We start from the raw sequence: 26,520 nt of genomic DNA, 5'->3' as shown, positions 1-26,520 counted from the left end.
GATGCCTGTCATTCCATTGACAGTCCTCAAGCTAGCCCTATTTTGGAAATCGTCAAGTTTCCTAATTCAGGGAGCCGGCCATGACCGTGCATACCAATCCATCGAAGAGCGAAACCATCGTGGTGCCAACCAGCCCGCCCGAAGGCATTCTGCCCGCCGCGCCGGTCCCCACCCCGCGCCGAAAGCTGAACTTTCGCAAGCTGTTGCTGGCGGGAGTGGCCGTCGCCGCGCTCGCCGGCGCGAGCTGGTACGGCTACGACTACTGGACGGTCGGGCGCTTCCTCGTCTCCACCGATGACGCCTATGTGAAGGCCGACAACACCACCATCGCGCCGAAGGTCAGCGGCTATCTCGACCGCGTCCTGGTCGGCGATAACGAGCATGTGAAGGCCGGCCAGGTGCTGGCCCGGATCGACGATCGCGACTTCCGCGTCGCGCTCGATCAGGCCAGGGCCGACGTCGCCGCCGCGAACGCGACGGTGACGAGCAAGCAGGCCCAGCTCGAGGTTCAGGAGGCGGTGATCGCAGCCGCGAAAGCGACCATCGATGTCGACACGGCCGCGAAGACCTTCGCCCAGCAGGAGAACAAGCGCTACACGGATCTCGCCAGGACCGGTTATGGCAGCGTGCAGAATGCGCAGCAGGCGCAGGCGCGCGATGCCGGCGCGGACGCCGCGATCGCGCGTGACAACGCCAACCTCATCTCCGCACAGAAGCAGGTCGATCTTCTCAAGGCCGAGATCGTGCAGGCCAGGGCCGCCGCCGCCCGCGCAACCGCGGTCCAGCACCAGGCCGAGCTCAATCTCGGCTACACCACGATCGTCTCGCCGATCGACGGCGTCGTCGGCAACCGCACCTTGCGCGTCGGCCAGTATGTGCAGGCGGGCACGCAGTTGATGTCGATCGTGCCGGCCACGGGCACCTATGTCGTCGCCAATTTCAAGGAGACCCAGCTCACGCATGTCCGCGCCGGTCAGAGCGTCGAGATCGAGGTCGACACCTTCCCGGGCCAAGTCGTGCATGGTCACGTCGATTCCATCGCGCCGGCCAGCGGCCAGGAGTTCGCGCTGCTGCCGCCCGACAACGCCACCGGCAATTTCACCAAGATCGTGCAGCGCATTCCCGTGAAGATCGCGCTGGACGCCGGGACGGTGCCTCCGATCGCGCTGCGGCCCGGCATGTCCGTGATCCCGACGATCGCAACGCGTTCAGCGCCGGCCGCTCAGGCGGCAGCGACGCCCAAAGCAAAACCTGTTTCCGGAGGGTCGTGCCATGTCAAACAGCCTCTCAATATCGACGCCAGCACAAGCAATTCCGGCCGCGACGCCTGAGCGCGTCGCCGCCGACCCCAATCGGGCCAGCGCCACGATCTGGATCGCCGTGTTCGCGGCGATGATCGGCGCCTTCATGGCGATCCTGAACATCCAGATCACCAACGCCTCGCTGCTCAACATCGAGGGCGGCATCGGCACCGGCGCCGACAACGGATCCTGGATCTCGACGTCCTATCTGATCGGCGAGATCATCGTCATCCCGCTGACCGACTATCTGTCGCGGGTATTCTCGTTCCGCAACATCATCCTGAGCTTCGCGAGCCTGTTCGCGGCCTTCTCGGTCGCCTGCGCCTTCACCCATGATCTGCCGTCGATGATCGCGATGCGCGGCCTGCAGGGTTTCTTCGGCGGCGTGCTGATCCCGATGGCGTTCACGCTGGTCTTCACCAAGCTGCCGAAGGGCCAGCAGCCGATCGGCCTTGCCATGTTCTCGCTCGCCGTGACCTTCGCACCGGCGATCGGGCCGACCATCGGCGGCTATCTCACCGAGAATTACGGCTGGCAGACCATTTTCTTCGTCAACGTGCTGCCCACGGCGGTGATGGTGACCACGCTGTTCTTCACGCTGGAGCGCCAACCGCTGAACCTCGCTTTGCTGCGCGAAGGCGACTGGTTCGGCATCGCGACCATGGCGATCGGCCTCGCTTCGCTGCAAGCCGTGCTGGAAGAAGGCAACAAGGACGACTGGTTCGGCTCTCCCTTCATCGTGCGGCTCGCGGTCATCGCCGTGATCAGCCTGTCGCTGTTCATCGCCAACGAGCTGATGGTGGAGAAGCCGCTGCTGCGCCTGCGCCTGTTGACGCAGTGGAATTTCGGCATCGGCACCATCGCGGCGGTGTTCCTCGGCTTCGCACTGTTCGGCTCGGTCTATCTCCTGCCCGCCTATCTCGGCCAAGTGCAGGGCTACAATGCCGAACAGATCGGCAACGTGCTGGCCTGGACCGGGCTGCCGCAGCTTCTGCTGATTCCGCTGGTGCCGAAGCTGATGCAGCGTTTCGACGGCCGCTATGTCGCGACCGTGGGCCTGCTGCTGTTCGCCGCGAGCTCCTTCATGAACATCCAGATGTCGCTCGATTATTCCGGCGATCAGTTCCTGATGCCCAACATCGTGCGTGCGGTCGGCCAGGCGCTGACGCTCGCGCCGCTCTCGGCACTCAGCCTCGGCAGCGTCGCGGCGCAGGATGCGGCGGCCGCCTCCGGCATCTCGAACATGATGCGCAACCTCGGCGGCGCCATCGGCACCGCGGTGCTCGCCACTATCGTCACCAAACGCGAGCAGTTCCACTCCAACATCATCGGCCATTCGGTCACGCTCGGCCGCGAGGAGGTCCGCGCCCGCATCGCGCAGATGACGGACTATTTCATGGCCCACGGCGTCCCCGACCCCAACGCCGCACGCGAGCAGGCCATCATCGCGCTCGGCAAGACCGTGAAGCGCCAGGCGCTGGTGATGGGGTATTCCGACACCTTTGCCGTGATCGGCGTGGTGCTGGTCCTCGCCGCGATCGCGGTGCTGCTGACGCGAAGGGTGAAGGCGCCGGGTGGCGGAGGTGGCGCGCATTAGAGCTCGAAAACGAACGACCAAATCGACGCGGCCGTCACGCTTGACGGCCGCGTCCTTTTATGTTCCCTATTTGTTCATATCAATTATAGGTTGCTCAAGGGGACACTTCATGAGCGATACTCAGGTCGAGGCCGTGCCGGCTCAGCTCGTGCTGCATGCTGACGAAGATACTCCGCGTGAATTCATCGTTGACCTGTTGCGTCGCGTCTTCGGCAAGTCGGAAAGTGAAGCCGCCTCCGTGATTGCCGACATGGAGAGGCATGGCGCGGCAGCCTGCGGTCCCTACCCACCACCGGTCGCAGGCGCCCTGCTGGAATCTGCAAGGCGTCGTGTCGCTGCCGCCGGCCACCCACTCCTGATCACAAGCGAAACGGCGAGGCCCTGCTGCGAGCTTTGCGGCCGACCGATCGCGCAGTCGGAAGCACAATTGGTGGACCGCACGGTGTGGCTGTGCGCCGATTGCGTACTCGCAGCAGCAAGCGCATCGCGGGACCTCCCCTCGGAGGAGTTCAATTACACGTTCGGTGTCTTGAATTGGCACTTCGCCGATGTGCCGCGGAGTCAGCTGGTGACCACGGTACGCCAATTTCCTGGCCACATGCGGGCAGACGTCCAGGCCGCCATCGACCGATTATTTGCGTCTCCGGTCCGGCTATTCGGTATCGCCGAGGACCGCCGCTACGAGACGCTATCCATGTCGAGATTGATGCAGAACGACGGTTTCGCGGCGACGATCGCACCGCTTCAGTACAACGACGTCGATATCGGCGAACCGACACCAGCCAAGTGCCTCGACAATGGTCTTTGGCTTTGCGCAACCGCTGGTCTCCGCTACGCGGTGCTTCTGGCCATTCATCGTGAATACAGCCGCGAGGTCGGCGTGCGGATCGAAATCATGGCGCCGGCCGGGGCCGCAGGCTCAGCGCTTGTCCAGCAGTGCTTCAGCGCGCTGGAGGACGCCGTTCAGGCCGCGCGCACCTACCGTGGCAAGATTCTCTCTCTCGATGCCGATTCCGACTACCGTGGGCGCTCGCGCGGGATCACAGTGCACCGGCTTCCTTCCGTCAGTCGTGACGAGGTGATCCTGCCTGAACAGACGTTACGGCTACTTGATCGTAACGTCCTGAACTTCGTGGGCACGCGGGACGTGCTGCGCCGCCTCGGACAGTCGACCCGGAAGGGTATCTTACTCTACGGCCCACCCGGCACGGGCAAGACTCACACCATCCGCTATCTCGCGGCCCATCTGCCCGGTCATACGACGCTGATCATCACAGCGGAGCAAATCGGCCTGCTCGGCGCCTATATGAATCTCGCTCGCCTCCTGCAACCGGCCATGGTTGTGATCGAAGACGTCGATCTCATCGCGCGGCAGCGCGAGAACATGAGCGGCTGCGAAGAACCGCTGCTCAACCGATTACTTAACGAGATGGATGGCTTGAAGCAGGACGCTGACATCCTGTTCGTGCTGACAACAAATCGGCCTCAGCAACTCGAAGGCGCCCTAGCGGGCCGCCCCGGTCGCATAGATCAGGCCATCGAAGTGCCGCTTCCCGACGAGACCGGCCGCAACAAACTGGTCCGGCTCTATGGCAAGGGACTGCCACTCGACGACGCCGTCGTCGCCGAAGCCGCCAGGCGCAGCGAAGGCACGAGTTGCGCATTCATCAAGGAATTGATGCGGCGCCTGGCACAAGCGAGCCTCGCGCGCGATGGCGGCAATTCCGTCATTTCCGCCGATATCGACGAAGCCCTCGATGACATGCTGTTCTCCGGCGGCCGGCTCAATGCGCGACTGCTCGGCGGCGCGCAGGCGATGGCGGCGGGATGAGCGGAGCATGTCTCCCTCTCCGCGTCTTCGCGGGGAGAGGTGAAGGGTCACTGCGCGCAGAAATAGCTCGACGCCTCCGTCACCGGTCCCGACTTGTAGTGCGGCCAGGCCGGCCAGCGGCACAGTGGCAGCGCGCGGACGACAGGGAACGCGTGCAACCTTCGCCCGTCCGTCAATCGCTGACGCCGGCTTTCCGTCAGAACGACCCCAGCGCACTGCCCAGGGCAATCACGGCCACCAGCGCCAGGAGCGAGGTCACGATGCCCACCATGACGATGTCGAAATAGCTGTCGCGGTGAGTCAGGCCGCAGATCGCGAGCAGGCTGACCACCGCACCATTGTGCGGCAGGATGTCCAGCGTTCCCGCGCCGATCACCGCCACGCGATGCATCAACGCAAGGTCGATGCCGTTGCGAGCGGCAAGTTCGACATAGGTCGGGCCGAGAGCGTCGAGGGCGATGGTGAGGCCGCCCGACGCCGACCCGGTCAGCGCGGCCAGGATGTTGGTCGCGACGGCGAGCGAGACCAGCGGTCCGCCCTCGATCGCCAGCACCCAGTCGCGCACGATCGTGAATGCCGGCAGCGAGGCGACGACGGCGCCGAACCCGACGAGGCTGGCGACGCTGAACGCGGGCAGGACCGACGCATTGGCCCCGGCGTCCATGGTCCGGCGCAGCGCCGGCAGGCGCGCCCAGTTCAGCGCGATGGTGGTGGCGATGGCGGCAGCCAGCGCAACCGCGACCGACCAGACGCCTGCAACAGCTGCAAGCGTGGTATCTCCAAAGCGTTGCTCGGCGAGATAGCTGACATCGAGCCGCGGCAACACCAGGAGCGACATCAAGAGATTGACAGTCACGACGACGACCAGCGGCGCGATGGCATTCAGCACCGGCGAAGGCCGCTTGCTGCGATGACCGTGCTGTAGCTCCGCCGGGTCGAACTCGCGGGCGGTCGTCGCGCGCTCGCGCACGAGCTCGTCGGCGGCTGCGCGCTCGGCCGAGTCCTCAACGTCATCGCCGTAGCCTTCTCCGGTGCGGCGCGCCGACGCTTCGGCGCGATGCAGCCACCACAATCCCGCGCCGAGCATGATGAGGGAGGCGACGATGCCCAGGCCCGGCGCCGCAAACGGCGTCGTGCCGAAGAACGGCATCGGGATCGCATTCTGGATCGACGGCGTGCCCGGCAGGGCCGACATCGTGAAGGTCGACGTCCCCAGCACGATCGCAGCCGGGATCAGGCGACGCGGAATCGAAGCTGCGCGAAACAGCGAACGGGCCATGGGAACGATGACGAAGAACGCTACGAACAGGCTGACGCCGCCATAGGTGACCAGCGCGCCGGCAAGCACGACCGCCAGGATCACGCGCCGCTCGCCGAGGCGCTCCGCCATGAAGCCGGCGACGGACGTCACCGCCCCGCTGTCGTCCATCAACTTGCCGAAGACGGCGCCAAGCAGAAAGATCGGGAAGAACTGCGCCAGAAATCCCGCTGCGTTGACCATGAACACCTGGGTCAGGTTGGCGAGCAGCGGCTCACCGCCGAACAGCGCCGCAACGAGTGCGGCGAACGGCGCGAGCAGCAGGACGCTCCAGCCGCGGAAGGCGAACAGGACCAGCAGAGCGAGCCCGACGAGGAGGCCGAGGAGACCCATGCCTCAACACTCCGACAGGAGGACGTCGAGATCGGCGGTCGAACGACGGCCGATGTCGGCACCATGCTCGGCGAGGAAGGCGTCTGCGGCCATGCGCCCCTCGGCGCGCAGCATCGAGACGAATTCCCATTCCGCGTTGAGCTTCGAGGACGCCCCGAACTTCGCCAGCATGTCGCTCTTGACCCGGTGCGTCCGCATCTTGGCCCAGCGCGCGCCCTCGCCGCTGCCGGGATCGGCCGCCTGCCGCAGCAGCGCGATCATGCGCAGCTCCTTCATCAGCGGCGAGTTGAAGGAGATTTCGTTGAGCCGGTTGAGGATCTCCGCGGCCGTCCGCGGCGCCTCCAGCCGCTCGGTCGGATTGATCTGGACGAGGATGGTGTCGTGCGCGTCGCTTTCGCGGACCAGCGGCGTGATCGTCGGGTTGCCGGCGAAGCCGCCGTCCCAATAGGGTTCGCCGTCGATCTCGATGGCGCGGAACATGGTCGGCAGGCAGGCCGATGCCAGCAGCACATCCGCCGTGATCTCCGCGTTGCGGAAGATACGGCCGCGCCCTGTGCGCACCCGCGTCGCGGTGATGAACAGCTGGATCGGCGAGCGCACGAGGCGTTCGAAATCGATGCTCTCGGCCAGCACCGCACGCAGCGGATTGTAGCCGGTCGGATTGAGATCGTAGGGCGACAGCACGCGCGACATCAAATCGGTCAGGATGTAGAAGGGCGAAGTGTCGAGGGTCCAGCGCCCCATCAAGCGGTCGAGCGGCGAGCGTTGCAGCGGGCTGAAGGCCGCAGCCTTCGAAACACGGCGCCAGTATTGGTCGAGCGCCTCACGCGCGCCCTCGGCGCCGCCGGCGGTCCAGCCGTCCGCCAGCACCGCCGCATTCATCGCGCCTGCGGAGGTTCCGGAGATTGCGGCGATGCTGAGCCAGTTTTCCTCCAGCAGGCGATCAAGCACACCCCAGGAGAAGGCGCCGTGCGAACCGCCGCCCTGAAGCGCGAGATCAATCAGTACGGCGTCCCGTTCCATGGCGGACACTCACGCAACTGAAGCTCAAATTCGACCTGATTGGAACACGTCGAATTCGACCGCAGTGTGGGAGCAGTGGCCGCACAATGCAACCGGAACGTGGTGGCAGTCTAGTGCTCGAATACCAGCCGCGCACCGACCGTGCCGTCGAGCGCGCGGATCTGCTGGAGCAGCGCCGCCGAGTCCTGACCACCGAGATCGGCGTCGAGCACGACGTAGCCGAGATCGCCGGCGGTCTCCAGATATTGCGCGGCGATGTTGATGTCGCGCTGGAGAAAGACCTCGTTCAGCCGCCGCAACATGCCGGGCACATTGCGGTGGACATGACTGAAGCGCGCGCCGGAGGGACGCAAGTGCAACTGCACTTCCGGGAAGTTCACCGCGCCCATGGTCGAGCCGGTAATGAAATAGTCAACCAGCTTGCGCGCGACCTCGCCGCCGATCCGCTCCTGCGCCTCCTCGGTCGAGCCGCCGATATGAGGGGTGAGAATGACGTTCTCGATGCCCTGAATGGGGCTGTTGAAACGATCGGCGTTCGACGAGGGCTCGACGGGAAAGACGTCGACGGCGGCACCGGCGAGATGGCCATCGCGCAAGGCACGCGCCAGCGCATCGAGATCGACGACGGTGCCGCGGCTGTTGTTGATCAGGAACGAGCCTGATTTCATCGCCCGGAGCTCCTTCTCGCCGATCATGCCCGCGGTCTCCGGCGTCTCCGGCACGTGCAGGCTGACGACATCGCTCTGCGCCAGCAGCTCTTCCAGCTTCTCGACCGGCTCGGTGTTGCCATGGCGAAGCTTGTCGGTGCGGTCGAAATAGATCACGCGCATGCCCATGGCTTCGGCCAAGGTCGAAAGCTGCGAGCCGATATTGCCGTAGCCGACGATGCCGAGCGTGCGGCCGCGCACCTCGCGGCTGCCGGCCGCCGACTTGTCCCAGCCCCCGGAATGCGCCGACACCGAGCGCGGAAAGATCCGCCGCAGCAGCATCACGATCTCGCCGATGACGAGCTCGGCGACGCTGCGCGTATTGGAGAACGGCGCGTTGAAGACGGGAATACCGCGCTTGCGCGCCGCCGAAAGATCGACCTGGTTGGTGCCGACGCTGAAGCAGCCGACAGCGAGAAGCTGGTCGGCCGCCCCCAGCACCTCATCGGTGATCTGGGTGCGCGAACGGATGCCGAGCAGCGACACACCCTCGAGCGCGCGCCGCAGATCCGCGCCGTCCAGCGCTTTGGTCAGCCTTTCGACATTGGTGAAGCCCGCGCTCCTGAAAAGATCGACAGCGCTATCATTGACGCCTTCGAGCAGCAGCGCCTTGGCGCTTCGCTCAGGGCTTTGGCCGGGGGCGGACATGGAATCTCCGTAAATGGCAGCCTTGCCGCAGCTCATAGACCGCGGGCGATACGCAGCACAATAGGGCTTGGATACGGGGAGAAGATGGCGAGGCGATGGGTGCGCTTGGCATCCCAGAGCTCGGTCAAATCACATAGAAGCCGTGCGTGGCGTCGCGGCGGAGCTGCTCGACGAGGCCGTATTCCCAATCGAGATAGGCCTGCATCGCAGCTTCGGCCACATCGGTGCCTTCATAGGGACGGCGGTAGCGGTGGGCCGGATCAGGCTTCGGCATCACCAGCGGTGGACCGATTTCCAGCGCTCCGTCATAGCCGCCCTCGAGCACATAGACCTCCCAGCCCATCTGCGCCAGCCAGGACGCCGTCATGTCAGCGCGGACGCATCTGTCGTCGGTCAGGAGGATGCGCGCGCCGCGCACCGGTGCGGCCATGTCGGTTTCCTGCACGAGCTGGCCGCCGGGATAGTGGCGGAAGCCGGGGAGATGCCCGGCCGCATAGTCCTCGGCATCGCGCACGTCGAAGCGATACAGCGTGCGATCGGTCTCTGCGACCAGCGCCGCCATCTCGTTCGCGCCGATATGACGGACACCGGCGCGATAGGCGACGTCGCGGGCTTTGGCCGGCCCGCCCTCGAACGGGCCGATCGCGCCGCGTCTGTCGGCGCCGTGATCGAGCGCGTGCCGCGCCAGCGTCCAGCCGATCGTGCCGTTGCGCAGTGCCCGCACCTTGTTGGGCACGCCGGCATTGATCAGCGACTGGGTGCCGATGATGGAGCGGGTGCGGCCGGCGCAATTGACGATGATGGTGGTGTCGGGATCGGGCGCGGCCTGCCCTGCCCGCAGCACCAGCTCCGCGCCGGGGACGCTGACCGAGCCCGGGATGTTCATGGTCGCGTATTCGTCGAAGCGGCGGACGTCGAGAATGGCGATGTTGGCCTTGTCGGCGATCAGCTTTGCCACCTCGTCGGCGCTGAGCGAGGGCGTGTGACGACGCGACTCGACCAGTTCGCCGAAGGCCTTGGAATAGGAATTGACGTCCTCGAACACCTCGAAGCCCGCATCGCGCCACGCCGTCAGCCCGCCGTCGAGTGCGCTGACATTCGTGTAGCCGAGTGCAGCAAGACGCTCGGCACCGGTCACGACCAGCCCCTCGCCGTCATCATAGAGCACGATCGCAACGTCCTTGCGCGGCAGCCGCATCTCGGCCTCAACTGCAATCCGGTCCGCAGCCATGTTTGCGGCGAACAGCGGATGGCCGGTGGCAAAGGCCGCCTCGTATCGGAGATCGAGCAGCGCGATCTCTTTGCGCAAGAGCAAGGCGCGGCGGATATCGGCGGGGGTAACGGTGGGAAGCTTCATGGCGTGAACCTGACAAGGACGTGCCACGGGCTTTTGAACGATTGTCGAGGTGTTGGCTAGCCTCTTCGGCAGCAGCTCACTCGCCCGGAACGAGCCGGCCCTGCGGCGCCTGCGCCGGGCGCCGCAGCCTGGGGCGCGACAGATAGAGCAAAATGCCGGTGACCGAGAACAGCGGCATCAGGGCCGCGGCAATCATGAAGGCGAGCTTGCCGGGCCAGCCCAGGACAGCGCCGCGATGGATATCGAGCACGTTGGCGATGATCTTCTCGCCGAACGTCTTGTCGGAATAACGTTCGGCGGAGGCGACCTGACCGGTGACGGCATCGATCCGGAATTCGTCGCGCGCGGTGTCGAGCGCCGAATTCCTTCCCCACGACCGGATCCGTATCACCGTGCCGGGGCTGGGCGGCAGCGTCAGCAGAGCCCTGGCAAAGCGGTCGCCCTCCTCACGCCGGAACGTCGTCCATGCCAGGTCGAACCCGATCGGCCGGGTCGGCTCGGAACGGGCCGCCGCACGCGGCGCCTTCGCAGACATTTTTGGCTGCATCTTCGCAGCAGAGACTTCTGGACGCGACAGCAGCCAGACGACGCCGTCCTTGTACCAGTCGAACGAGTACCACAGGCCCGTCAGCGTCATCACCAGATAGACCGGAAGCACCCAGGTGCCGATGACCGCATGCAGCGAGCGATGCAGCCCGCGCCCGCTGAGACCGAGATTGGGCTTGAGCCACATCTTCACGCTGCGCGCGCGACGTGGCCAGCGCAGCACGAGACCCGAGACCAGCATGACGATCAGGCCGAGCGCGGCCACACCGGTGATCTGGCGGCCCCAGCCCTTGGCATCGCCGGGGATCAGCAGCCAGCGATGCAGCTTCCGAACCGTCGCGAAAAACGCCTCGCCACGCGGCGCACCCAGCACGCGCGCATCATAGGGATCGACATAAAGCGAGTTCGGCCGCGCGCCCTGCTCGTCGCGCGCGAAGCGGATGCGCACGGCGGCGGCCGGATCGCTCGACAGCATGACGGCCGAGACCTGACCCGAGACTTGACCCGAGACTTGGCCGAAATCCTGCCCCGCCATCAGCCGCGCGACCAGCTCGTCCGGCATCAGCGCCGGCATCTCGCGCGGTGCTACGTGCATGATGCCGGTGTTGAGATGATCGACGATCTCGTCCTCGAAACTCATGATCGCGCCAGTTAGCGCGATCAGGGCGAGCAGCAGCGCGAGCACCAGGCCCGCGATGGAATGGACCTGGAGCAGGACAGCTTTGATCATGTGCCCCGGCCGCACTGCCATCGCTAGAACTTCACCGTTGCCGAGAGCGAGAAGCGCCGCGCGTCGCCGATAGCAACATTGAGCGCGTTTCCGGTGCTGGAGGTATAGTAGACCTTGTCGAACAGATTCTTGATGTTGAACTGGTAGGTCACCGGCAGATTGTCGATCTCTGTGTCGTAAGTCGCAAAGACATCTGCGACGGTATAAGCCGGCAAGAAGAACTTGTTGGCGGAGTCGCCCGGCCGGTCACCGACATAGTGCGCGCCGCCGCCGAGCCGCAGGCGTCCGGGGAGCTTGTCGCCGAAATCGTAGACGAGATAGAGCGAAGCCGTGTTCATCGCAGCATTCAGCAACTTGGCGTTGCCGTTGATGGGATCGTTCTCCAGGCGGGCATCGGTATAGCCGTAGCTTCCGATCATGCTCCACTGATCGCTCAGCTTGCCGGTCACGTCCAACTCGACGCCGCGCGACCGCGCCTTCGCGGACGTTCGTACCAAGACCGTACCGCTAGTAAAAGGGTCGGAGACCAGCACGTTCTTCTTCTCGATATCGTAGACCGCAAGAGTGCCGGACAGCCGCTTGTTGACATCGAACTTGACGCCAGTCTCCCATTGGGTGCCCTCTTCGGGCAGAATGGTGGAGTCGACGACGAAGCCGATGGGAGCACCGGTGAAGGGCGCGATGGTCGAGGTCGGTTTCAGCGACTGCGTGTAGCTCACATAGTAGGACAGCTGATCGTTCAGCTTGAAGATGACGCCGCCGAGCGGCAGCACCTTGTCGCCCGACAGATTGGTGTTGGTGACGAACACAGGCCGGCCTCTTCCCGCGAGCTGCTCGTATTCCATCCAGCGCACGCCGCCGACCACCGACAGCCAGCTGGTCACGTGGAACGTGTCCTGGGCGAAGAAGCCACGGGTGCCGAGCTTGTCGGTCTGCTCGCTGTCCGTTGCCGAAACGGTCGTTCCCGGTGTGATCAATCCGTAAACGGGGTTGTAAAAATTGAAGCTCGGGGTCGCCTGGCGGATCAAATCGTGGCGGTCGATCGTGCGATACAGCGCCTCGCCCCCGAACAGGATCTCGTTGCGGAAGCCACCCACCCAGACGTCACCCTGCAGATAGGAGGTGCCGTAGCTGGCGTTGCTCAGCGAGTCCCTGGTGCCGTCGTTGCTGCGGGTCTCGACGCCGGTCTTGGCGTTGACGCCGGTGATGCGAAGCTGATTGGCGCTGTAGGTCTCGGTGTTGTAGCTGTAGGCCGCCGTGACCTTCCAATTGTCGTCCAGCTTCTGCTCGACCGAGCCCTGGATCAGGTCGGAGGTGCCCCACATGTTGTTGAAGGGCTCGTCGAGCCGGCGAGTCTTCGGGATCGCCAGCGGCGCGCCGTTGACGAAAGCGGTGCCGCGGTCGAACGGATAGATGAACTCGCGGTGCTCATAGGTGAGCTGGACCGTCGTGGTGTCGCCGTACCAAGCCAGCGAGGGGTTCACCAGCATCTCGCGGTGACGGCCGAAATTGCGCCAATAATCTTCGCTGACGCCGTAACCGATGAAACGATAAGCGAGACCGCCGTCGCCGATCGGACCGGTGATGTCGAGCGTACCGTCGGCTCCGTTGCGGTTGTTGGCGTAGGTCGAGCCAAGCAGCGTGACCGAGCCGTGCTGATAAAGCTCGGGCCGCTTGCTGATGGTGTTGACGATGCCGCCGGGATCCATGATGCCGTAGAGCAGCGAGGCCGGGCCCTTCAGTACTTCTACGCTCTCGACCGCGGCATTGAGGCTGCGGCCCTGCACCAACGGCATGCCGTTGCGCATGATCGAGCCGTCGCGGTTGTCGCCGAAGCCGCGGCGGATCACGGCGTCCTGTGTGCCGGCGAGCGTGTTGGTCTGGGTGATGCCGGATATATTGACGAGAGCGTCGTCGATGTTGCGCGGCAGCTGGTCCTTCAACACTTGCGCCGGAACGACGTTGACGGACTGCGAGGTGTCGAGCGGCGAGGCGCCGCTGCGCAGCGTGGTCGCGCTCGGCATTGCACGATAGCCGAGCTTGGCCGCCTGTTGCGCGGCGGCTTCGGCGGCGGCGCGCTCCGACAAGGTCGGCACCGCGGGTGCGGGATTGCGGCTGGGTTGGCGGCGCACGACGGCTTGGTTGCGGCGCGACGACTGATCCGATGCACGGGCCGGCTTCGGCCGCGGCGCCGGCGCTTCAACCGTCACCGGCGGCAGAGCCGATTGCGCCTGAGCGCTCGTGGTGTTGGAGGGGCTTTCGGCAAGCAGCACGGCCGCACCGATGAGAAGACCTGCTCGGCTCTTGCCGGCACGGGTTCGATGGCCGCTGACGCAGCCATCCACGAAGGCACGCACTTTGATTCCACTTCAAGTCAAGAACGTTGAAGTGTGCGCCTGTAACAGTCGCCGCAATCGAAGAGAACCGTAGCCGAGCTTGAATCGCTCTAGTGTTGAATCGTTCTAAACACCGTGAGGCGCGGGGCAACAATCACCGATTGCCCCCGCAGCGATGGCGACACGCTGCACGCGAATTTCGCGGCAACGTGTCGGGACGCCATCGCGATCTCACGCGATGGCGGGCGCCACCATTTCGTCGAGCTTCCGCTTGAGCGCGGTGCCGTCGGCCAAGGCGCGGAGCGGCGGTCGCACGCGCAGCCAGCTTGCATCGCCGGTCTGCGCCGCAAGGATCGCCTTCAGCGTCGTGAGGAAAGACGGCGACTTCACCACGATGTCGATCGCCGCCTGCATGCGCGCTTCGACGTCCTTGCCGTCAACCATCGCCTTGACCAGCTCCGGCGCAATGTTGGCCATGCCGCAGATGGTGCCGGCGCCGCCGGCGGCGATCGCGCGGGTGATATCGGCTTCGTTGCCGACGGTGATGGCAAGCTCCGGCGCGGCGGCACGGAACGCTTGGAACTGCTTGAAGTCGCCGCTGGAGTCTTTCAGACCGGCGACCACCCTGCCGTAACGTTTGCGCAAGTTCGCAGCGACATGGGTCGGGATCGCAACGCCCGAGATCTGCGGGATGTGATAAAGATAGGCGCGCAGGCGATCGTCGCCGACGCCGTCAATGATCGCAGCGAAGGCGTCCTCGATGCCTTCGGCTGTGACGCTGCGGTCGAAATAGGGCGGCAGCAACAGAACGTGGCGCAGGCCGAGCCCGAGCGCGGCGCGCGTCAGCGCGATGCTGTCGCTGATGGCGGGAAAGCCGCCGCCGATTCCGATGCGCTCCGGCGCCACACCGGCCTTGAGGACGGCTTCAACGGTCGCAACGCGTTCGGCGGCATTGAACGAAGTGCCTTCGCCGGTGGTGCCGAACAGCACGACGCCGTCAACGCCCTTGCTGAACAGCTGCTTGGCGTGAGCTGCCAGCTTTGCGGCGTCCACGCTGCCGTCCGCTGCCAGCGGCGTCGCCGACGCCACCCAGAACCCGCGAATCGCCTCCGTCATCACACCACCCTTTGTTGCGGCCGCCAGCTAAGCCTCTGATCCCAAACGATCTTCTCTGCGAGGCGAAGCCTTGTTTTTGCTTTACTTTCCACCTTGTACCTTACATACAAGACGGGTGCAAACCCTTTCCACGTCGCGGCGCGCATGCGGCGCAGTCGAATCCTAAAGGAGGTCTCGCATGAACATGGTGAGCCCCATTGAGCATCCCGACCAATTGCTCGGCGCGTTGCGCGACAGGCTCGGCGCGGCCGCGGTGCTCGTTGGCACCGATGTGCCGGCGCGCAATTGCAACGACTGGAGCGCGAGCCTGCCGCAGACGCCGCTGGCGGTGATCCGCCCCGTCGATGCGCAGGGCGTTGCCGATGCGATTGCGACCTGCCGGCAGGCGCATCTGCCGTTCGTGCCGCAGGGCGGCTTGACCGGCCTGTGCCGCGGCGCTTCGCCGGAAGCGGGCTGGGTCGCGATCTCGCTGGAGCGCATGACCGGCATCGAGGAGATCGATCGCGCCTCCGCGACGATGACGGTGAAGGCGGGCACGCCGCTGGAGACGATCCAGAAGGCGGCGGACGAGGCCGGCTTCTTCTTTCCGCTCGATCTCGGCTCGCGCGGCTCCTGCGCGATCGGCGGCAATCTCTCGACCAATGCCGGCGGCAACCGCGTGATCCGCTACGGCATGACGCGCGAGCTGGTGCTTGGCCTCGAAGTGGTGCTGCCCGACGGCACCATCATCACCAGCCTCAACAAGCTGATGAAGAACAATGCCGGCTACGATCTGAAGCATCTGTTCATCGGCTCGGAAGGCACGCTCGGCATCATCACCCGCGTCGTGCTGAAGCTGTTTCCGAAGCCGCGCTCGACCATGGCCGCACTGTGCGCGCTGAAGGATTACCCGGCGGTGATCGCGCTGCTCGATGCGGCGCGCTCGGGGCTCGGCCCGCTGCTGTCCGCCTTCGAGGTGATGTGGCCCGATTATTGGGACGTGATCACGACGCGCGCCGGCGTGAAGCCGCCGGTCGGCGCAGGCCACGGTCTCTACGTGCTGGTGGAAGCGCAGGGCACCGACGAGAGTGTCGATGCGCCGCGCTTTGAGAGCTGGCTCGAGGAGCTGATGGACCGCGGGCTGCTGGCGGATGCCGCGGTGGCGCAGTCGCTGGCGCAGACGCAAGCCTTCTGGCGCGTGCGCGACATCTGCGCCGAGTTCGGCCAAGTGCTCGGCCCGCACATCTCCTATGACATCGGCCTTGCGGTGGCGCGGATGGACGAGTTCGTCACACGCTGCAAGGCGGCGCTCGCTTCCGGCATCAAGGGCTGCGAGAGCGTCTATTACGGCCATATCGGCGACGGCAATCTGCATCTCGTCTCCTGGGTCGCGGGCCTATCCGTCGCGCAGCAGCCGAAGGAGGAGATGGACGCGATCATCTACGGCCTCGTCCGCGAGCTCGGCGGCAGCGTCTCCGCCGAGCACGGCATCGGCACGTTGAAGAAGCAATGGCTGGGCCATGCCAGGAGCGAGGCTGAGATCGCGCTGATGCGGACGCTCAAGGCGGCGCTCGACCCCGATCACCTGCTCAATCCCGGCAAGGTGATCTGAGCGCACCATGCGATCGCTCAAGCTCGATACGCCGAAATCGCTGTCGCAGCGGGTGATGCAGCGGCTGCGCCAGGCCATCATCGACGGAGAGTTTTTGTTAGGCGCTGCCATCTCCGAGGAGATGGTGGCCAATTCCTTCGGCGTCAGCCGCACGCCGGTGCGCGAGGCGATGGGACAGTTGCAGGCGCAGGGGCTCGTCGTGATCCGGCCGCAGGTCGGCAGCTTCGTCTTCACGCCGAGTGCGGACGACATCAATGCGCTCTGCACCTTCCGCATCGCGCTGGAGCCCAAGGCCGCCGAGCTCGCCTTCCGCCACGACCGCGACGGCACACTTGCGACCATGAGCGCCGCGATCGCGGCGATGGAGCCGGCCGTCGCGGCAAAGGACAACATCGCCTATGGCCGCGCCGACACCGCTTTTCACGAAGCGCTGTTCGCCCATTGCGGCAATCGCTATCTCGCCGAATCCTATCAGCTCGTCTCCGGCCGCGTCGCCGCCCTCCGCACCAATTTGACCTCGCCGATCGACGTGCGCACCCGCACCTCCTTCGACGAGCACCGCAAGCTGCTCGATTTGTTCGCACGCGGCGATTTCGTCGCCTTCGGCGAATTGATGACCACGCACATCACGAATTCGGGAATCGTCTACGCCAAGGCGCTGAAGGTGGATGAGCGCGTCTAGCGCTCCTCCTTCGACCCCGGCCTGTCCAGAAAATCCAGCGCGGTGTTGATCTGCTCCAGCTGATGCTCGATTCTGTCGCGATCCTCCACCGACGGCGCCGCTTCCAGCTGCTCCACCAGCTTCTGCTTCCGCATCAGCAAGTTCTCTATGACCGTACCCACGATTCCCCCATCGCCAGAGGCGACGTCACGGACGCCGAAACGATGGAGGCGCGCGCAACCCGGGCCCGCGTCGAACCCGTAACCAGAATGCACGCGGGCACGGTTGGTTCCTGCGGCCGGTCCGACCGGCGCCGGAACCGCATCACCGGACAGCGAGCGGTTGAATTCGCCCGCCCCTCGCCCTATGCGTAGGCGCCATGGACACCCAGATGATCACCGCCGAAAAGCCGCTGATGGCCCAGGCCCGCCCGCGCAAGCCGGCGCCGTTCCTCCCGATGAGCCGCGCCGAGATGGATGCGCTCGGCTGGGACGCCTGCGACATCGTGCTGGTGACCGGGGATGCCTATGTCGACCATCCGAGCTTCGGCATGGCCATCATCGGCCGCCTGCTGGAGGCGCAGGGTTTTCGGGTCGGCATCATCGCGCAGCCCGACTGGCATTCGGCCGAGCCGTTCAGGGCGCTCGGCAAGCCAAAGGTGTTCTTCGGCGTCACCGGCGGCAACATGGATTCCATGGTGAACCGCTACACTGCGGACCGGCGCATCCGCAGCGATGATGCCTATACGGCGGGCGGCGAAGGCGGCAAGCGGCCGGACCGGTCGACCGTCGTCTACGCCCAACGCTGCCGCGAGGCGTTCAAGGACGTGCCGATCGTGCTCGGCGGCATCGAGGCCTCGCTGCGCCGGATCGCGCATTACGATTACTGGTCCGACAAGGTGCGCCGCTCGGTGCTGGCGGACGCCAAGGCGGACTTGCTGCTCTACGGCAATGCCGAGCGTGCCGTGGTCGAGGTGGCGCATCGGCTTGCCGCCGGCGAAGCGCCGCGCGCGCTCGACGACATCAGGGGCGTGGCGCTGTTCCGCAAGGTCCCGGACGGCTACACCGAGCTGCACGCCGACGATCTCGATTCCGCCGACGAGGGCGCATCGCGCCAGAAAGGTGCGACCGTGATCCGCCTGCCGGCGCTGGAGCAGGTCGAGCAGGACAAGGAAGCCTATGCGCGCGCCTCGCGCGTGCTGCACCGGGAAAGCAATCCCGGCAATGCGCGGCCGCTGGTGCAGCGCCATGGCGACCGCGATCTCTGGCTCAACCCGCCGCCGATACCGCTGACCACGGAAGAGATGGACGCGGTCTACGATCTGCCCTACGCGCGCGCGCCGCATCCGTCCTATGGCGAGGCACGAATCCCCGCCTGGGAGATGATCAAGTTCTCGGTGACGATCATGCGCGGCTGCTTCGGCGGCTGCACCTTCTGCTCGATCACCGAGCACGAGGGCCGCATCATCCAGAACCGCTCGGAGGGCTCGATCCTGCGCGAGATCGAGCGCATCCGCGACAAGACGCCGGGCTTCACCGGCGTCATCTCCGACATCGGCGGCCCCACCGCCAACATGTACCGAATGGCGTGCAAGGACCCGAAGGTCGAGGCGGCCTGCCGCCGGCCGTCTTGCGTCTTCCCGGAGATCTGCCCGAACCTCAACACCTCGCATGACGATCTGATCCGGCTCTATCGCAAGGTGCGCGAGACCCGTGGCATCAAGAAGGTGATGGTGGCCTCCGGCGTGCGCTACGACCTCGCGGTCGAAAGCCCCGAATACATCAAGGAGCTCGTCACCCATCACGTCGGCGGTTATTTGAAGATCGCGCCTGAACATACCGAGCGCGGCCCGCTCGACAAGATGATGAAGCCGGGCATCGGCGCCTACAACAAGTTCAAGCGGATGTTCGATGAAGCGGCCGAACGCGCCGGCAAGAAATATTACCTGATCCCCTATTTCATCGCGGCGCATCCGGGCACGACCGACGAGGACATGATGAACCTCGCGCTGTGGCTGAAGAAGAACCGCTATCGCGCCGACCAGGTGCAGACCTTCCTGCCCTCGCCGATGGCGACCGCGACCGCGATGTACCACACCGGCGTCAACCCCTTGCGCGGCGTGCGCCACGGCGGCAGCGACAAGGTCGAGGCGATCAAGGGCCTGCGCCAGCGCCGCCTGCACAAGGCGTTCTTGCGCTACCACGACCCCGACAATTGGCCGCTGCTGCGCGAGGCCCTGATCGAGATGGGCCGCCGCGATCTGATCGGCTCGCAGCCCCACCAGCTCGTGCCTGCGCACCAGCCGCCCGGCACCGGCAAGGCCGCCGGCACGAAGCGTCCCGTTCGACCCGGCGGCAAGACGCAGAAGTTCACGACCAAGGGCCTGCGGGTGATGAAGTAGCGCGCGAGGCCGGATCAGGCGCGGTTCGGTTGCGCTTTCGTGCGCTCCCAAACAAAAAGTTCGAAAACAACCCCATGCACAGTAGGCGGGGACAGCAAAATCAACGGCTTAGCGCGGCACACGATCGAATGAGGCGTGACCTCGCCTTAGCCTGTTGATTGAGCACGATCTTTTCGAACGGCCGCTGCGCATTCTGCTGATTTTACGAAACCGTTGCTTCGTCGGGCAAAACAGGAGCAGAATGACAGCATCGGAAGGACCGGGATCGGATGCCACGTACGTTGCTCAGTGCCAGCGTCTTCGAGCTCACGACCGCGTCGTCCGCGCAATCCGTTCCAGCGGCCGCGCTCCGCTTGATCACCGGCGGCCCAGCAAGAGCCTGCGACACCCCGCTGCCGGCTTTACCCTAGCCGCACCGCTCGAGGTGCTCGCGGCTCGTGGCCCATCTGCGAAGTTGCGTGGGGTCTGACGGAGGTCCGCTCATCGCGGCAGAGCGGACCAGATTTGCCAAACCTGAGTTCTTCACGTTTTGACCCTGAGCGGAAGGCGCTACTGGGCAGACGCGTAGTCCGGCGTCGCTGCTGTTGATCCAAGTCAACTATCACCCATCCTTTGGCTTCACACTACTTCGGTCGTCCTCTCCCTCCCGAACCTGCAGAAGGCCTTCTGAAGGTTCGGCACCAAAGTGAGAGATTGCTCATGATAACAATCCCAGAACTGACGTCTCAGGCGCTCGGTGCGTTCCTGATCTCGGAGACAAGTGGTCGCTTCGGCTCGTCCCACGCCAGCTTGCCGGAATTGCTCCCCTATGCAGCAAAGCTGGCCCTGGAATGTATTGGTAACAGCGATGCACTCTACCACAACGTCGAACACACCTTGTTGGTCACGCTGGTGGGACACGACATCCTGATCGGGCGCTCCCTTCTTAGGCCAACGACGGCTAGCGACTATGCTCACTTCATCCTGGCGTGCCTGCTACACGACATCGGCTACGTTCGGGGAATAGTTCACGGAGACCAGGACGGTGCCTATGTGGTTGATGGTACTGGCCGAACGGTTGAATTACCAGTCGGCTCCTCCGATGCAGCGCTTGCGCCCTATCATGTCGACCGCTCAAAATTATTCACCGTGGAGCGTCTTGACGCAGTTGACGAAATTGACGCCGCTCGCGTTGCTCGAGCCATCGAATACACTCGTTTTCCTTATGCAGACGCATCAGCGAATGAACTCAAGGATGATCTTGACGAAGAGGAGGGTTTGTTGCTTCGCGCCGCCGACCTGATCGGTCAACTCGGCGATCCGAACTACATGAAGAAATCAAATGCGCTGTTCTACGAGTTCGAGGAGATAGGACTCAACAAATCGCTCGGATACACCACGCCCGCGGACGTGGTGTACAAATATCCTCAATTCTACTGGACCAAGGTCGCACCGCACATCCAAACTGCCGTCCGCTATTTGAATGTAACCTCGAGCGGAAGACAATGGATCGGCAGTCTCTATGGGAATGTCCTGCGCGCTGAGCGAGAGGTCGGACTTTCTGGTCCGGAACTGTAGGCGTTCCAATAGCGTGATTTCGAGTGGATCCCGATCAATTCTCCGACGCTCAGAACCAACAATAGCTGACTTAGACGGTGGCTCCAGTCGGGTCCCGGTGTTCGGCGCGTTTGCTCCTGGCCCATCGGCGAAGTTGCACCTCGGCGGTCGTTAGTCCGCTCATTGAACCAGAGCGGACCAGATTAGCTCAACCTGAGTTCTTCACGTTTGACCCAAAGCGGACCGGACTCGGCGACAGATCGTCACCAATATCTAAAGCCAAACCAAGCAGCCGGTCCTTGCCGCGCCGCCAGAAGGATCGGCGGCTCCGCATGCCGCCTTCCAGCATATTTCCTGCTCGGTTGTCGCTTCCGCTGTTCAAGCGATGCTGCGCGATGCGACCCGGGCAGAGGCAGCCGCGCAAATGCGTCGCGCACTCTGGCATCATTATTAGGACCGGCCGGTACAGTGCCAGGCGGCGCCGGAGGGTTCGTGTCCCATGGCGCAGGTGTCGGCGCCGCAAGACTCGCCTGTGTTGTATCGAAGACGACGAGCGCGGGTAATTTCCGCTCCGAGTGGATGTGTATGACAGGCGGACTAGCTGCCGCTCTTTGGGCGACGGGCGAGGTTGGCAGATAGAAACCCGCGATCAACAGCAGCGCGAGCAACACGGCGCCGACGTTGCGGAAATAGGCCAACAAAGGCATCTGTCGCTCCGCACCCTCAAACTACTCGGGCTCAATGCGCGACACGTTGACAAAGGCCGGGCCCTCCCGGGAGCAGATTGCTCGTCGTAAGACCCTGCCATCTTCGGCCTGAGCGCGAGTTGCGCTCAACCATCCTGCTTCGCCTTAGCGACCAGCCCCAATGCGATTGACGCCGCCATTTGCATTGCCACCGACATTATGACGGACCGCAGCGCGAGCCACCGGTCGGGGCCTCAGCACCACTCCCGCGCGCGCAACGCAACCGGCGGGATAGCCGACGTACGTGCAGTACACGACCGCACCTGCCGGCTTGCTGCTGAACGTTGCGCCCGCAATTCCCAGCAACGCGCTGCATGCGAGACCCGCGAATGCAAGTTTTGTAAGAGAGGGAAACTGCAGCATCGGAGCCTCCTGATCTCACGAGGCTTGATCGCATGCCGTCGGCTGCGATCAGCGCCTGACATTGTGAGGCTGCCGACGCATAGCGGCCTTTGATCCAGGTCAAGCCCTGAGGCCGATTTGCGATGTCGGCGACTCGCGAAAGGAGAGACACCAATATTGTCCCATCGGTGCACACTGGGCAGCCGAGGCTACTTCCACTACGGCGACCGCGCGGCGCTGTCCTGCTCCTCGGCAGGCCAAGCGACAATGCCGGATGCTGGAAATGGCCCGCGGGGAAGGTGGGGATTTATCGAAAATCGCGAGGCCTTCCGACTCCGACGTCTTCCTGTCGCTGGGCGTGGCAGGCTACATTGTTGCATTCTGATCCTGGGGGCGCGGGATGCTGCGACGGGATTTTCTTGGCTTGATCTGCGGCGCGACAGCATGGTCGCACTCGGCCCGGGCGCAGCGGTCGAAACCGCTAGGTTCTCTCGAACTGACCGAGCCTAGTGGAAAGCCGGTTCACATCAACATTGCGCTGGTGACCTTCGTCCGATCTGACACGCATATTTCAGGTGCTAACGCCGAACTAGGTCTCGCAAGCGGGAAATCTCAAGGCGTCCGGGAGAATGTCGACGAGGTCATGCAGTTGATCATGACATTACATCGCGGCGAAATGTCCTGGATCAAACTGACTGAACCGAACGGCAAGCTCATCCACATCAACGTGTCACAAGTAACGACCGTCAGGTTTGAAGATCGAATTCCGGGCGCAAATGCCGAACTTGGTTTCGCGAGTGGAAAGCTTCAGGGCGTGCGGGAAAGTGTCGATGATGTCATGCGACTGATCACGGTCGTCGCAGGGCAGAAAGGGAAATCGCCATGACCCTGCGCGACGTCTCTACTCTGGGACCGATTTGCGATCGAACTAATCGCAGCCCGTGATGCGCTTCACCGCCTTCGCGTACTTCATGTGAAGCGAACCGAGAGGCTCATCCGAAGGTGCATTACGAGCGAGGAGGCGATCCGAATCGATGCATGTCTGGAGGTCGAGCTGAATGTGCGAGCAGGATCCCAGGGCGTTCTTCTCGGCCTCCTCCCTTGATGCTCCAAATCCAACAAAAGTCTGCACACGCCCGGCCTCGGTGTCGACCGCGGATACAACCGTGACTTCCGAAATGTAGTAGGACGAGCACGGGGCGGCGAGCACCTCAGCGGAAAGCCCAAGCAATCCAAGACTGAGTGCGCCGAACGAAACTGCTTTCATGTTCGCTCCTGTACAGCGAAGCCCACAATGGCGACTGGTCGCATCATTGTGCTTATCCTTACGGTTCGAGTACCGACTTCCAATCGAACGATTCAGTGCGGGATAACCGTTGACCTAAATCAAAGCGCCAGCGGGCACACCGGATTGGCGTAGGCCGGAATCAGTCGCGTGAGGGCGCAAGTCCACGTGAGCGCGTTCGCCGGTAAGTACGCGTCCACGGCAGCACGCCGCAGACCAAGTGCGCTCGTTGGCCAGTTTCGCGAGACTGCGCGTTCGGAGTTCCCGTGAGATGACGCCAACCTGGTATGTCACTTTTGAGAGTCGTCCGCGCATCCTGCGTGCAAGAAGGCGAAGCCCACGCCAAACCAGAACATTCGCAACCGAAGACGAAGCCAAGATCTTTGCGCGCTCAAAGGTCGAGGAAGGGCTGATTGTATCAACGGGAACGATCAATCCGCATCTGCCGCGGCGGCATATCCCGTCCAGTCAAGTTCACCAGTGGCTTTCAGAAGGGCAGGAGGATTCCGTCGAATCCGCGCCGCTTCCTGACAACGAATGAGCGCTGTGACCCGCACGCGCCGTGTCGGATATCGCTTGGGTGTTGCCATTTTATTACATGGGCATGAGGCGGTCACGACTAAACTCGCGATTGTTATGAAGTACTTATGCACGATTACGTGCACAAGCGTTATCAATCAACAACAAGGGATACGGAGACAATCTCATGAGGAAACTCCTGGTAGCCGCTGTCAGCGTGGCATCCATGGGCCTGGCTGCCCCTGCATCGGCTGCCGACATGGCCGTCAAGGCCCCGCCACCAGCACCGGTCGTGACGATCTACAACTGGAGCGGGTTCTACATCGGCGCTAACGGCGGTTGGGGACGAGCCGAAAGCTGCGTGGATTTCGTGACGCTCGCCGGGACAGTGGCGGCCGGTTGTGCTGATCGCAACGGTGGTCTGATCGGTGGTCAGATCGGCTATCGCTGGCAGACCAATCAATTCGTCTTCGGCCTCGAAGCACAGGGCGATTGGGCCGACATTGAGAGAACGCGTGTGAGCCTGGTCGATCCGCTCATTTCGACCACGGGCAAAACCGATGGCATCGGCCTTTTCACGGGCCAACTCGGTTGGGCATGGAATGCGTCGCTGTTCTACGTGAAGGGTGGCGCGGCCGTCACTCACAATCGCTTTGACATCTTCAACAACGTCACCGGTGTCGGCCTCGCCTCGGCTGGCCACACGCGCTGGGGCGGTGCCCTTGGTGTCGGCTGGGAATATGGCTTTGCACCGAACTGGTCGTTCGGCGTGGAATACGACCATCTTTGGATGGGGCGCGACAACGGTACCTTCGCCGGCGTGGTCACGCCCGGAGGCTTGACGCTTACGGGCAGCGGGGTCAGCCAGGACGTCGATATGATCACCCTACGGCTCAACTATCGCTTCGGCGGTTACACGGCCCCGGTCGCAGCACGTTACTAGTCCACGAGCGGTACCCGGCAGCTGGCCCCGGGGTTTCCCCCCGGGGCCTTCTGTTGTTCGTATGACGAACGCCGCGTCGCGCTGTGCTGCGATGAAAGGTTGAGGGCCGCGCGTCCGAATGGGGGCACAAGAACGGACATGTCGGAGTTCGCGCCTGACCTGTGCGCCACAATTCTTTCTCCAGATCTCTTGATTTGAATCAACGCGGCATCGTCCTGCCGACGATTGTTTGCGCGGTGCCTGGGGGCCACTTACCAAGGAGGTCGCCGATGATGAAGATCGTAGTGATCGGAACAGTTGCACTCCTTCTTGCCGCACCGTCGATTGCCAGGGCGCAAGCTACCTCCGCTACAACGCCAGAACGGCTCAACGCAGTAGACCGAAATACACTGATGGATATGCGGATCGATTTGACCAAGGCCGCCTTGCAGCTGACACCTGACCAGGAAAAGCTCTGGCCGCCTGTCGAGAGCGCCATTCGTGCCAGGGCGGAGGATCGGAAGGCCCGGGTTGCAAAGATTTCGGAAACAGTGGGTAGACGGACCGACCAAAATGCCGTCGAAACCATCCGCAATCGTGACCCCATCGCCTTCTTGCAACGACGCTCGGAGGCATTGGCGCAACGATCAGCCGATTTGGATAAGCTCGCCGAGGCGTGGCAGCCACTTTACAAGACCCTCAATCCCGAACAGAGGCAGCGCATGGGGGCTATCGCGGTCCTTGTACTTCACGACATGAGTGATGTCGTGGAGCGACGTCGTGCGCAGGCCGACGACGAAGACTGAATTTGATTCAGACCTGCCGCGTGATGGTCTGAACATGCGCGGCTAACTGACTTTAGGCCTGGGCGATGTCCGCTTTGCCAAAGCCGACATCCCCGGGCCAACGTCTACGGTCATGGGTCTCTTGAAAAGCCAATGATTGGAAGTCCCCCTGGTGCGTCAGCGTTGGTGCCTCGTTGAGACACAACAAGCGGAGGAACCGTTGATCTAGCGCAACGCACGCTTCGAAGAGGAGGTTGAATCATCGGGCCGGGGCAGGAAACGGTGGAGTAAGGTCCATGATGCAGATGAATGTACGAAACGTTGCATTAGCAGCCTCGACGTTCACTTGTGCGATGCTGCTCTCCTTCAGTTGGTCCGAGCAAGGCGGCGCTTCGCTTTCTACCGATAGCGCACAAGCACGGGTCGGTCGTCCCCTGACACCCGTGAGCGTTGCGGGTGTTGCACGCCGACAAAACCGGCGGGCTGCATATGGATACGGGGCGGGCGTCGTCGGCGCCGGCGTAGGCGCTGCAGCGGTTGGCACCGCCGCCGCAGTTGCGGCCACCCAACCCTGGAACTGGGGTGGTACCGGATACTATGGCAGGCCATACGTGGGCAGCGGCGCATTGGCGGCCAACGCCTATTATGGCGGTCCGATTGAAACCAGTCCCTACTATCTCCAAAAGGCCTACCCGGCGAATGGCCCCTGGTATGGCTTTAGCGGATGGGCCGACTACAAGGCTCGCGGCGGCATTGTCTGCGATCCCGGCACCATGATCAAAGGCCCTGATGGCCTGATGCATGTCTGTCAGTAAAACTCGAGCGCGAATGAGGCTGGAGGGGGCGGCTCAAGAGCCGCCTCCTGGTGGCAGAAATGCAACTCCGGTGG

The 26,520-nt window shown here is 63.8% G+C and carries 22 protein-coding genes; 12 read left to right on the top strand and 10 right to left on the bottom strand.

Annotated features, from left to right (window positions below):
• The first annotated feature begins 80 nt into the window (after positions 1 to 80).
• From ACNJYA_RS04430 to ACNJYA_RS04420, 3 genes are all read left to right on the top strand, one after another.
• Positions 81 to 1,331, top strand: a complete 1,251-nt coding sequence (locus ACNJYA_RS04430) for an HlyD family secretion protein (protein ID WP_439402099.1) — start codon at positions 81 to 83, stop codon at positions 1,329 to 1,331.
• Positions 1,273 to 2,898, top strand: coding sequence for a DHA2 family efflux MFS transporter permease subunit (locus tag ACNJYA_RS04425; RefSeq protein ID WP_172785197.1), 1,626 nt, complete (start codon positions 1,273 to 1,275; stop codon positions 2,896 to 2,898). The genes ACNJYA_RS04430 and ACNJYA_RS04425 overlap by 59 nt, the downstream gene beginning before the upstream one ends.
• Positions 2,899 to 3,007: 109 nt before the next feature.
• Positions 3,008 to 4,729, top strand: coding sequence for an ATP-dependent Clp protease adaptor ClpS (locus ACNJYA_RS04420; protein ID WP_439402098.1), 1,722 nt, complete (start codon positions 3,008 to 3,010; stop codon positions 4,727 to 4,729).
• Between the two features lie 196 nt (positions 4,730 to 4,925).
• Here ACNJYA_RS04420 and ACNJYA_RS04415 read toward each other — a convergent pair whose 3' ends face one another.
• From ACNJYA_RS04415 to ACNJYA_RS04385, 7 genes are all read right to left on the bottom strand, one after another.
• Positions 4,926 to 6,380 (bottom strand): GntP family permease, encoded by a 1,455-nt coding sequence (locus ACNJYA_RS04415; protein ID WP_439402097.1) that lies wholly within the window; start codon positions 6,378 to 6,380, stop codon positions 4,926 to 4,928.
• Positions 6,381 to 6,383: 3 nt separating this feature from the next.
• Positions 6,384 to 7,403 (bottom strand): patatin-like phospholipase family protein, encoded by a 1,020-nt coding sequence (locus ACNJYA_RS04410; protein ID WP_212259549.1) that lies wholly within the window; start codon positions 7,401 to 7,403, stop codon positions 6,384 to 6,386.
• Positions 7,404 to 7,513: 110 nt separating this feature from the next.
• Positions 7,514 to 8,758 (bottom strand): phosphoglycerate dehydrogenase, encoded by a 1,245-nt coding sequence (gene serA, locus ACNJYA_RS04405; protein WP_439365543.1) that lies wholly within the window; start codon positions 8,756 to 8,758, stop codon positions 7,514 to 7,516.
• 124 nt (positions 8,759 to 8,882) lie between these two features.
• The gene (locus tag ACNJYA_RS04400) at positions 8,883 to 10,115 is read right to left on the bottom strand and encodes a rhodanese-like domain-containing protein (RefSeq protein ID WP_439402096.1); all 1,233 of its coding nucleotides are present in this window, start codon (positions 10,113 to 10,115) and stop codon (positions 8,883 to 8,885) included.
• Positions 10,116 to 10,191: 76 nt separating this feature from the next.
• Positions 10,192 to 11,412 carry a PepSY-associated TM helix domain-containing protein gene (locus ACNJYA_RS04395; RefSeq protein ID WP_439402095.1) on the bottom strand — a complete coding sequence of 407 codons (1,221 nt, stop codon included), beginning with the start codon at positions 11,410 to 11,412 and terminating at the stop codon, positions 10,192 to 10,194.
• A 2-nt stretch (positions 11,413 to 11,414) separates the two neighbouring features.
• Positions 11,415 to 13,754: a TonB-dependent siderophore receptor gene (locus ACNJYA_RS04390; RefSeq protein ID WP_439403380.1), complete on the bottom strand. Its 2,340-nt coding sequence runs from the start codon at positions 13,752 to 13,754 to the stop codon at positions 11,415 to 11,417.
• Between the two features lie 204 nt (positions 13,755 to 13,958).
• Complete coding sequence (locus ACNJYA_RS04385) at positions 13,959 to 14,843, bottom strand: dihydrodipicolinate synthase family protein (protein ID WP_260381874.1); 885 nt, start codon at positions 14,841 to 14,843, stop codon at positions 13,959 to 13,961.
• Between the two features lie 178 nt (positions 14,844 to 15,021).
• Here ACNJYA_RS04385 and ACNJYA_RS04380 point away from each other — a divergent pair, with 178 nt between their 5' ends.
• Both ACNJYA_RS04380 and ACNJYA_RS04375 read left to right on the top strand, forming a co-directional pair.
• The gene (locus tag ACNJYA_RS04380; RefSeq protein WP_439402094.1) at positions 15,022 to 16,434 is read left to right on the top strand and encodes an FAD-binding oxidoreductase; all 1,413 of its coding nucleotides are present in this window, start codon (positions 15,022 to 15,024) and stop codon (positions 16,432 to 16,434) included.
• Between the two features lie 7 nt (positions 16,435 to 16,441).
• Positions 16,442 to 17,116: a GntR family transcriptional regulator gene (locus tag ACNJYA_RS04375; RefSeq protein ID WP_439402093.1), complete on the top strand. Its 675-nt coding sequence runs from the start codon at positions 16,442 to 16,444 to the stop codon at positions 17,114 to 17,116.
• Here the strand turns inward: ACNJYA_RS04375 and ACNJYA_RS04370 are convergent.
• Complete coding sequence (locus tag ACNJYA_RS04370) at positions 17,113 to 17,250, bottom strand: hypothetical protein (protein WP_172784656.1); 138 nt, start codon at positions 17,248 to 17,250, stop codon at positions 17,113 to 17,115. The genes ACNJYA_RS04375 and ACNJYA_RS04370 overlap by 4 nt on opposite strands.
• 224 nt (positions 17,251 to 17,474) lie before the next feature.
• On the opposite strand from ACNJYA_RS04370, the gene ACNJYA_RS04365 reads away from it, so the two are divergent.
• Positions 17,475 to 19,496: a YgiQ family radical SAM protein gene (locus ACNJYA_RS04365; RefSeq protein WP_439402092.1), complete on the top strand. Its 2,022-nt coding sequence runs from the start codon at positions 17,475 to 17,477 to the stop codon at positions 19,494 to 19,496.
• A 699-nt stretch (positions 19,497 to 20,195) separates the two neighbouring features.
• The gene (locus tag ACNJYA_RS04360) at positions 20,196 to 21,053 is read left to right on the top strand and encodes an HD domain-containing protein (RefSeq protein WP_172785208.1); all 858 of its coding nucleotides are present in this window, start codon (positions 20,196 to 20,198) and stop codon (positions 21,051 to 21,053) included.
• An 830-nt stretch (positions 21,054 to 21,883) separates the two neighbouring features.
• Here the strand turns inward: ACNJYA_RS04360 and ACNJYA_RS04355 are convergent.
• Positions 21,884 to 22,141, bottom strand: coding sequence for a hypothetical protein (locus ACNJYA_RS04355; RefSeq protein ID WP_246571937.1), 258 nt, complete (start codon positions 22,139 to 22,141; stop codon positions 21,884 to 21,886).
• A 379-nt stretch (positions 22,142 to 22,520) separates the two neighbouring features.
• Between ACNJYA_RS04355 and ACNJYA_RS04350 the strand changes: the two genes are divergently transcribed.
• Positions 22,521 to 23,006, top strand: coding sequence for a hypothetical protein (locus tag ACNJYA_RS04350; protein ID WP_439402091.1), 486 nt, complete (start codon positions 22,521 to 22,523; stop codon positions 23,004 to 23,006).
• Positions 23,007 to 23,048: 42 nt separating this feature from the next.
• On the opposite strand, the gene ACNJYA_RS04345 is transcribed toward ACNJYA_RS04350, so the two are convergent.
• Positions 23,049 to 23,387, bottom strand: coding sequence for a hypothetical protein (locus tag ACNJYA_RS04345; RefSeq protein ID WP_439402090.1), 339 nt, complete (start codon positions 23,385 to 23,387; stop codon positions 23,049 to 23,051).
• A 289-nt stretch (positions 23,388 to 23,676) separates the two neighbouring features.
• Here ACNJYA_RS04345 and ACNJYA_RS04340 point away from each other — a divergent pair, with 289 nt between their 5' ends.
• The 4 genes from ACNJYA_RS04340 (at position 23,677) to ACNJYA_RS04325 (ending at position 26,446) form a co-directional block, all read left to right on the top strand.
• Positions 23,677 to 23,946, top strand: a complete 270-nt coding sequence (locus tag ACNJYA_RS04340; protein ID WP_172785211.1) for a hypothetical protein — start codon at positions 23,677 to 23,679, stop codon at positions 23,944 to 23,946.
• 165 nt (positions 23,947 to 24,111) lie between these two features.
• Entirely contained in the window at positions 24,112 to 24,867 is a 756-nt protein-coding gene (locus ACNJYA_RS04335; RefSeq protein WP_212259558.1) for an outer membrane protein, read from the top strand.
• A 269-nt stretch (positions 24,868 to 25,136) separates the two neighbouring features.
• Entirely contained in the window at positions 25,137 to 25,652 is a 516-nt protein-coding gene (locus ACNJYA_RS04330) for a Spy/CpxP family protein refolding chaperone (protein WP_172785213.1), read from the top strand.
• Between the two features lie 275 nt (positions 25,653 to 25,927).
• Positions 25,928 to 26,446: a hypothetical protein gene (locus ACNJYA_RS04325; RefSeq protein WP_246571939.1), complete on the top strand. Its 519-nt coding sequence runs from the start codon at positions 25,928 to 25,930 to the stop codon at positions 26,444 to 26,446.
• The last annotated feature ends 74 nt before the right edge of the window (positions 26,447 to 26,520 follow it).

The sequence above is a fragment of the Bradyrhizobium sp. BLXBL-01 genome, from assembly GCF_051853025.1.
Lineage (GTDB): Bacteria > Pseudomonadota > Alphaproteobacteria > Rhizobiales > Xanthobacteraceae > Bradyrhizobium.
This window is presented reverse-complemented; position numbering and strand designations above follow the sequence as displayed.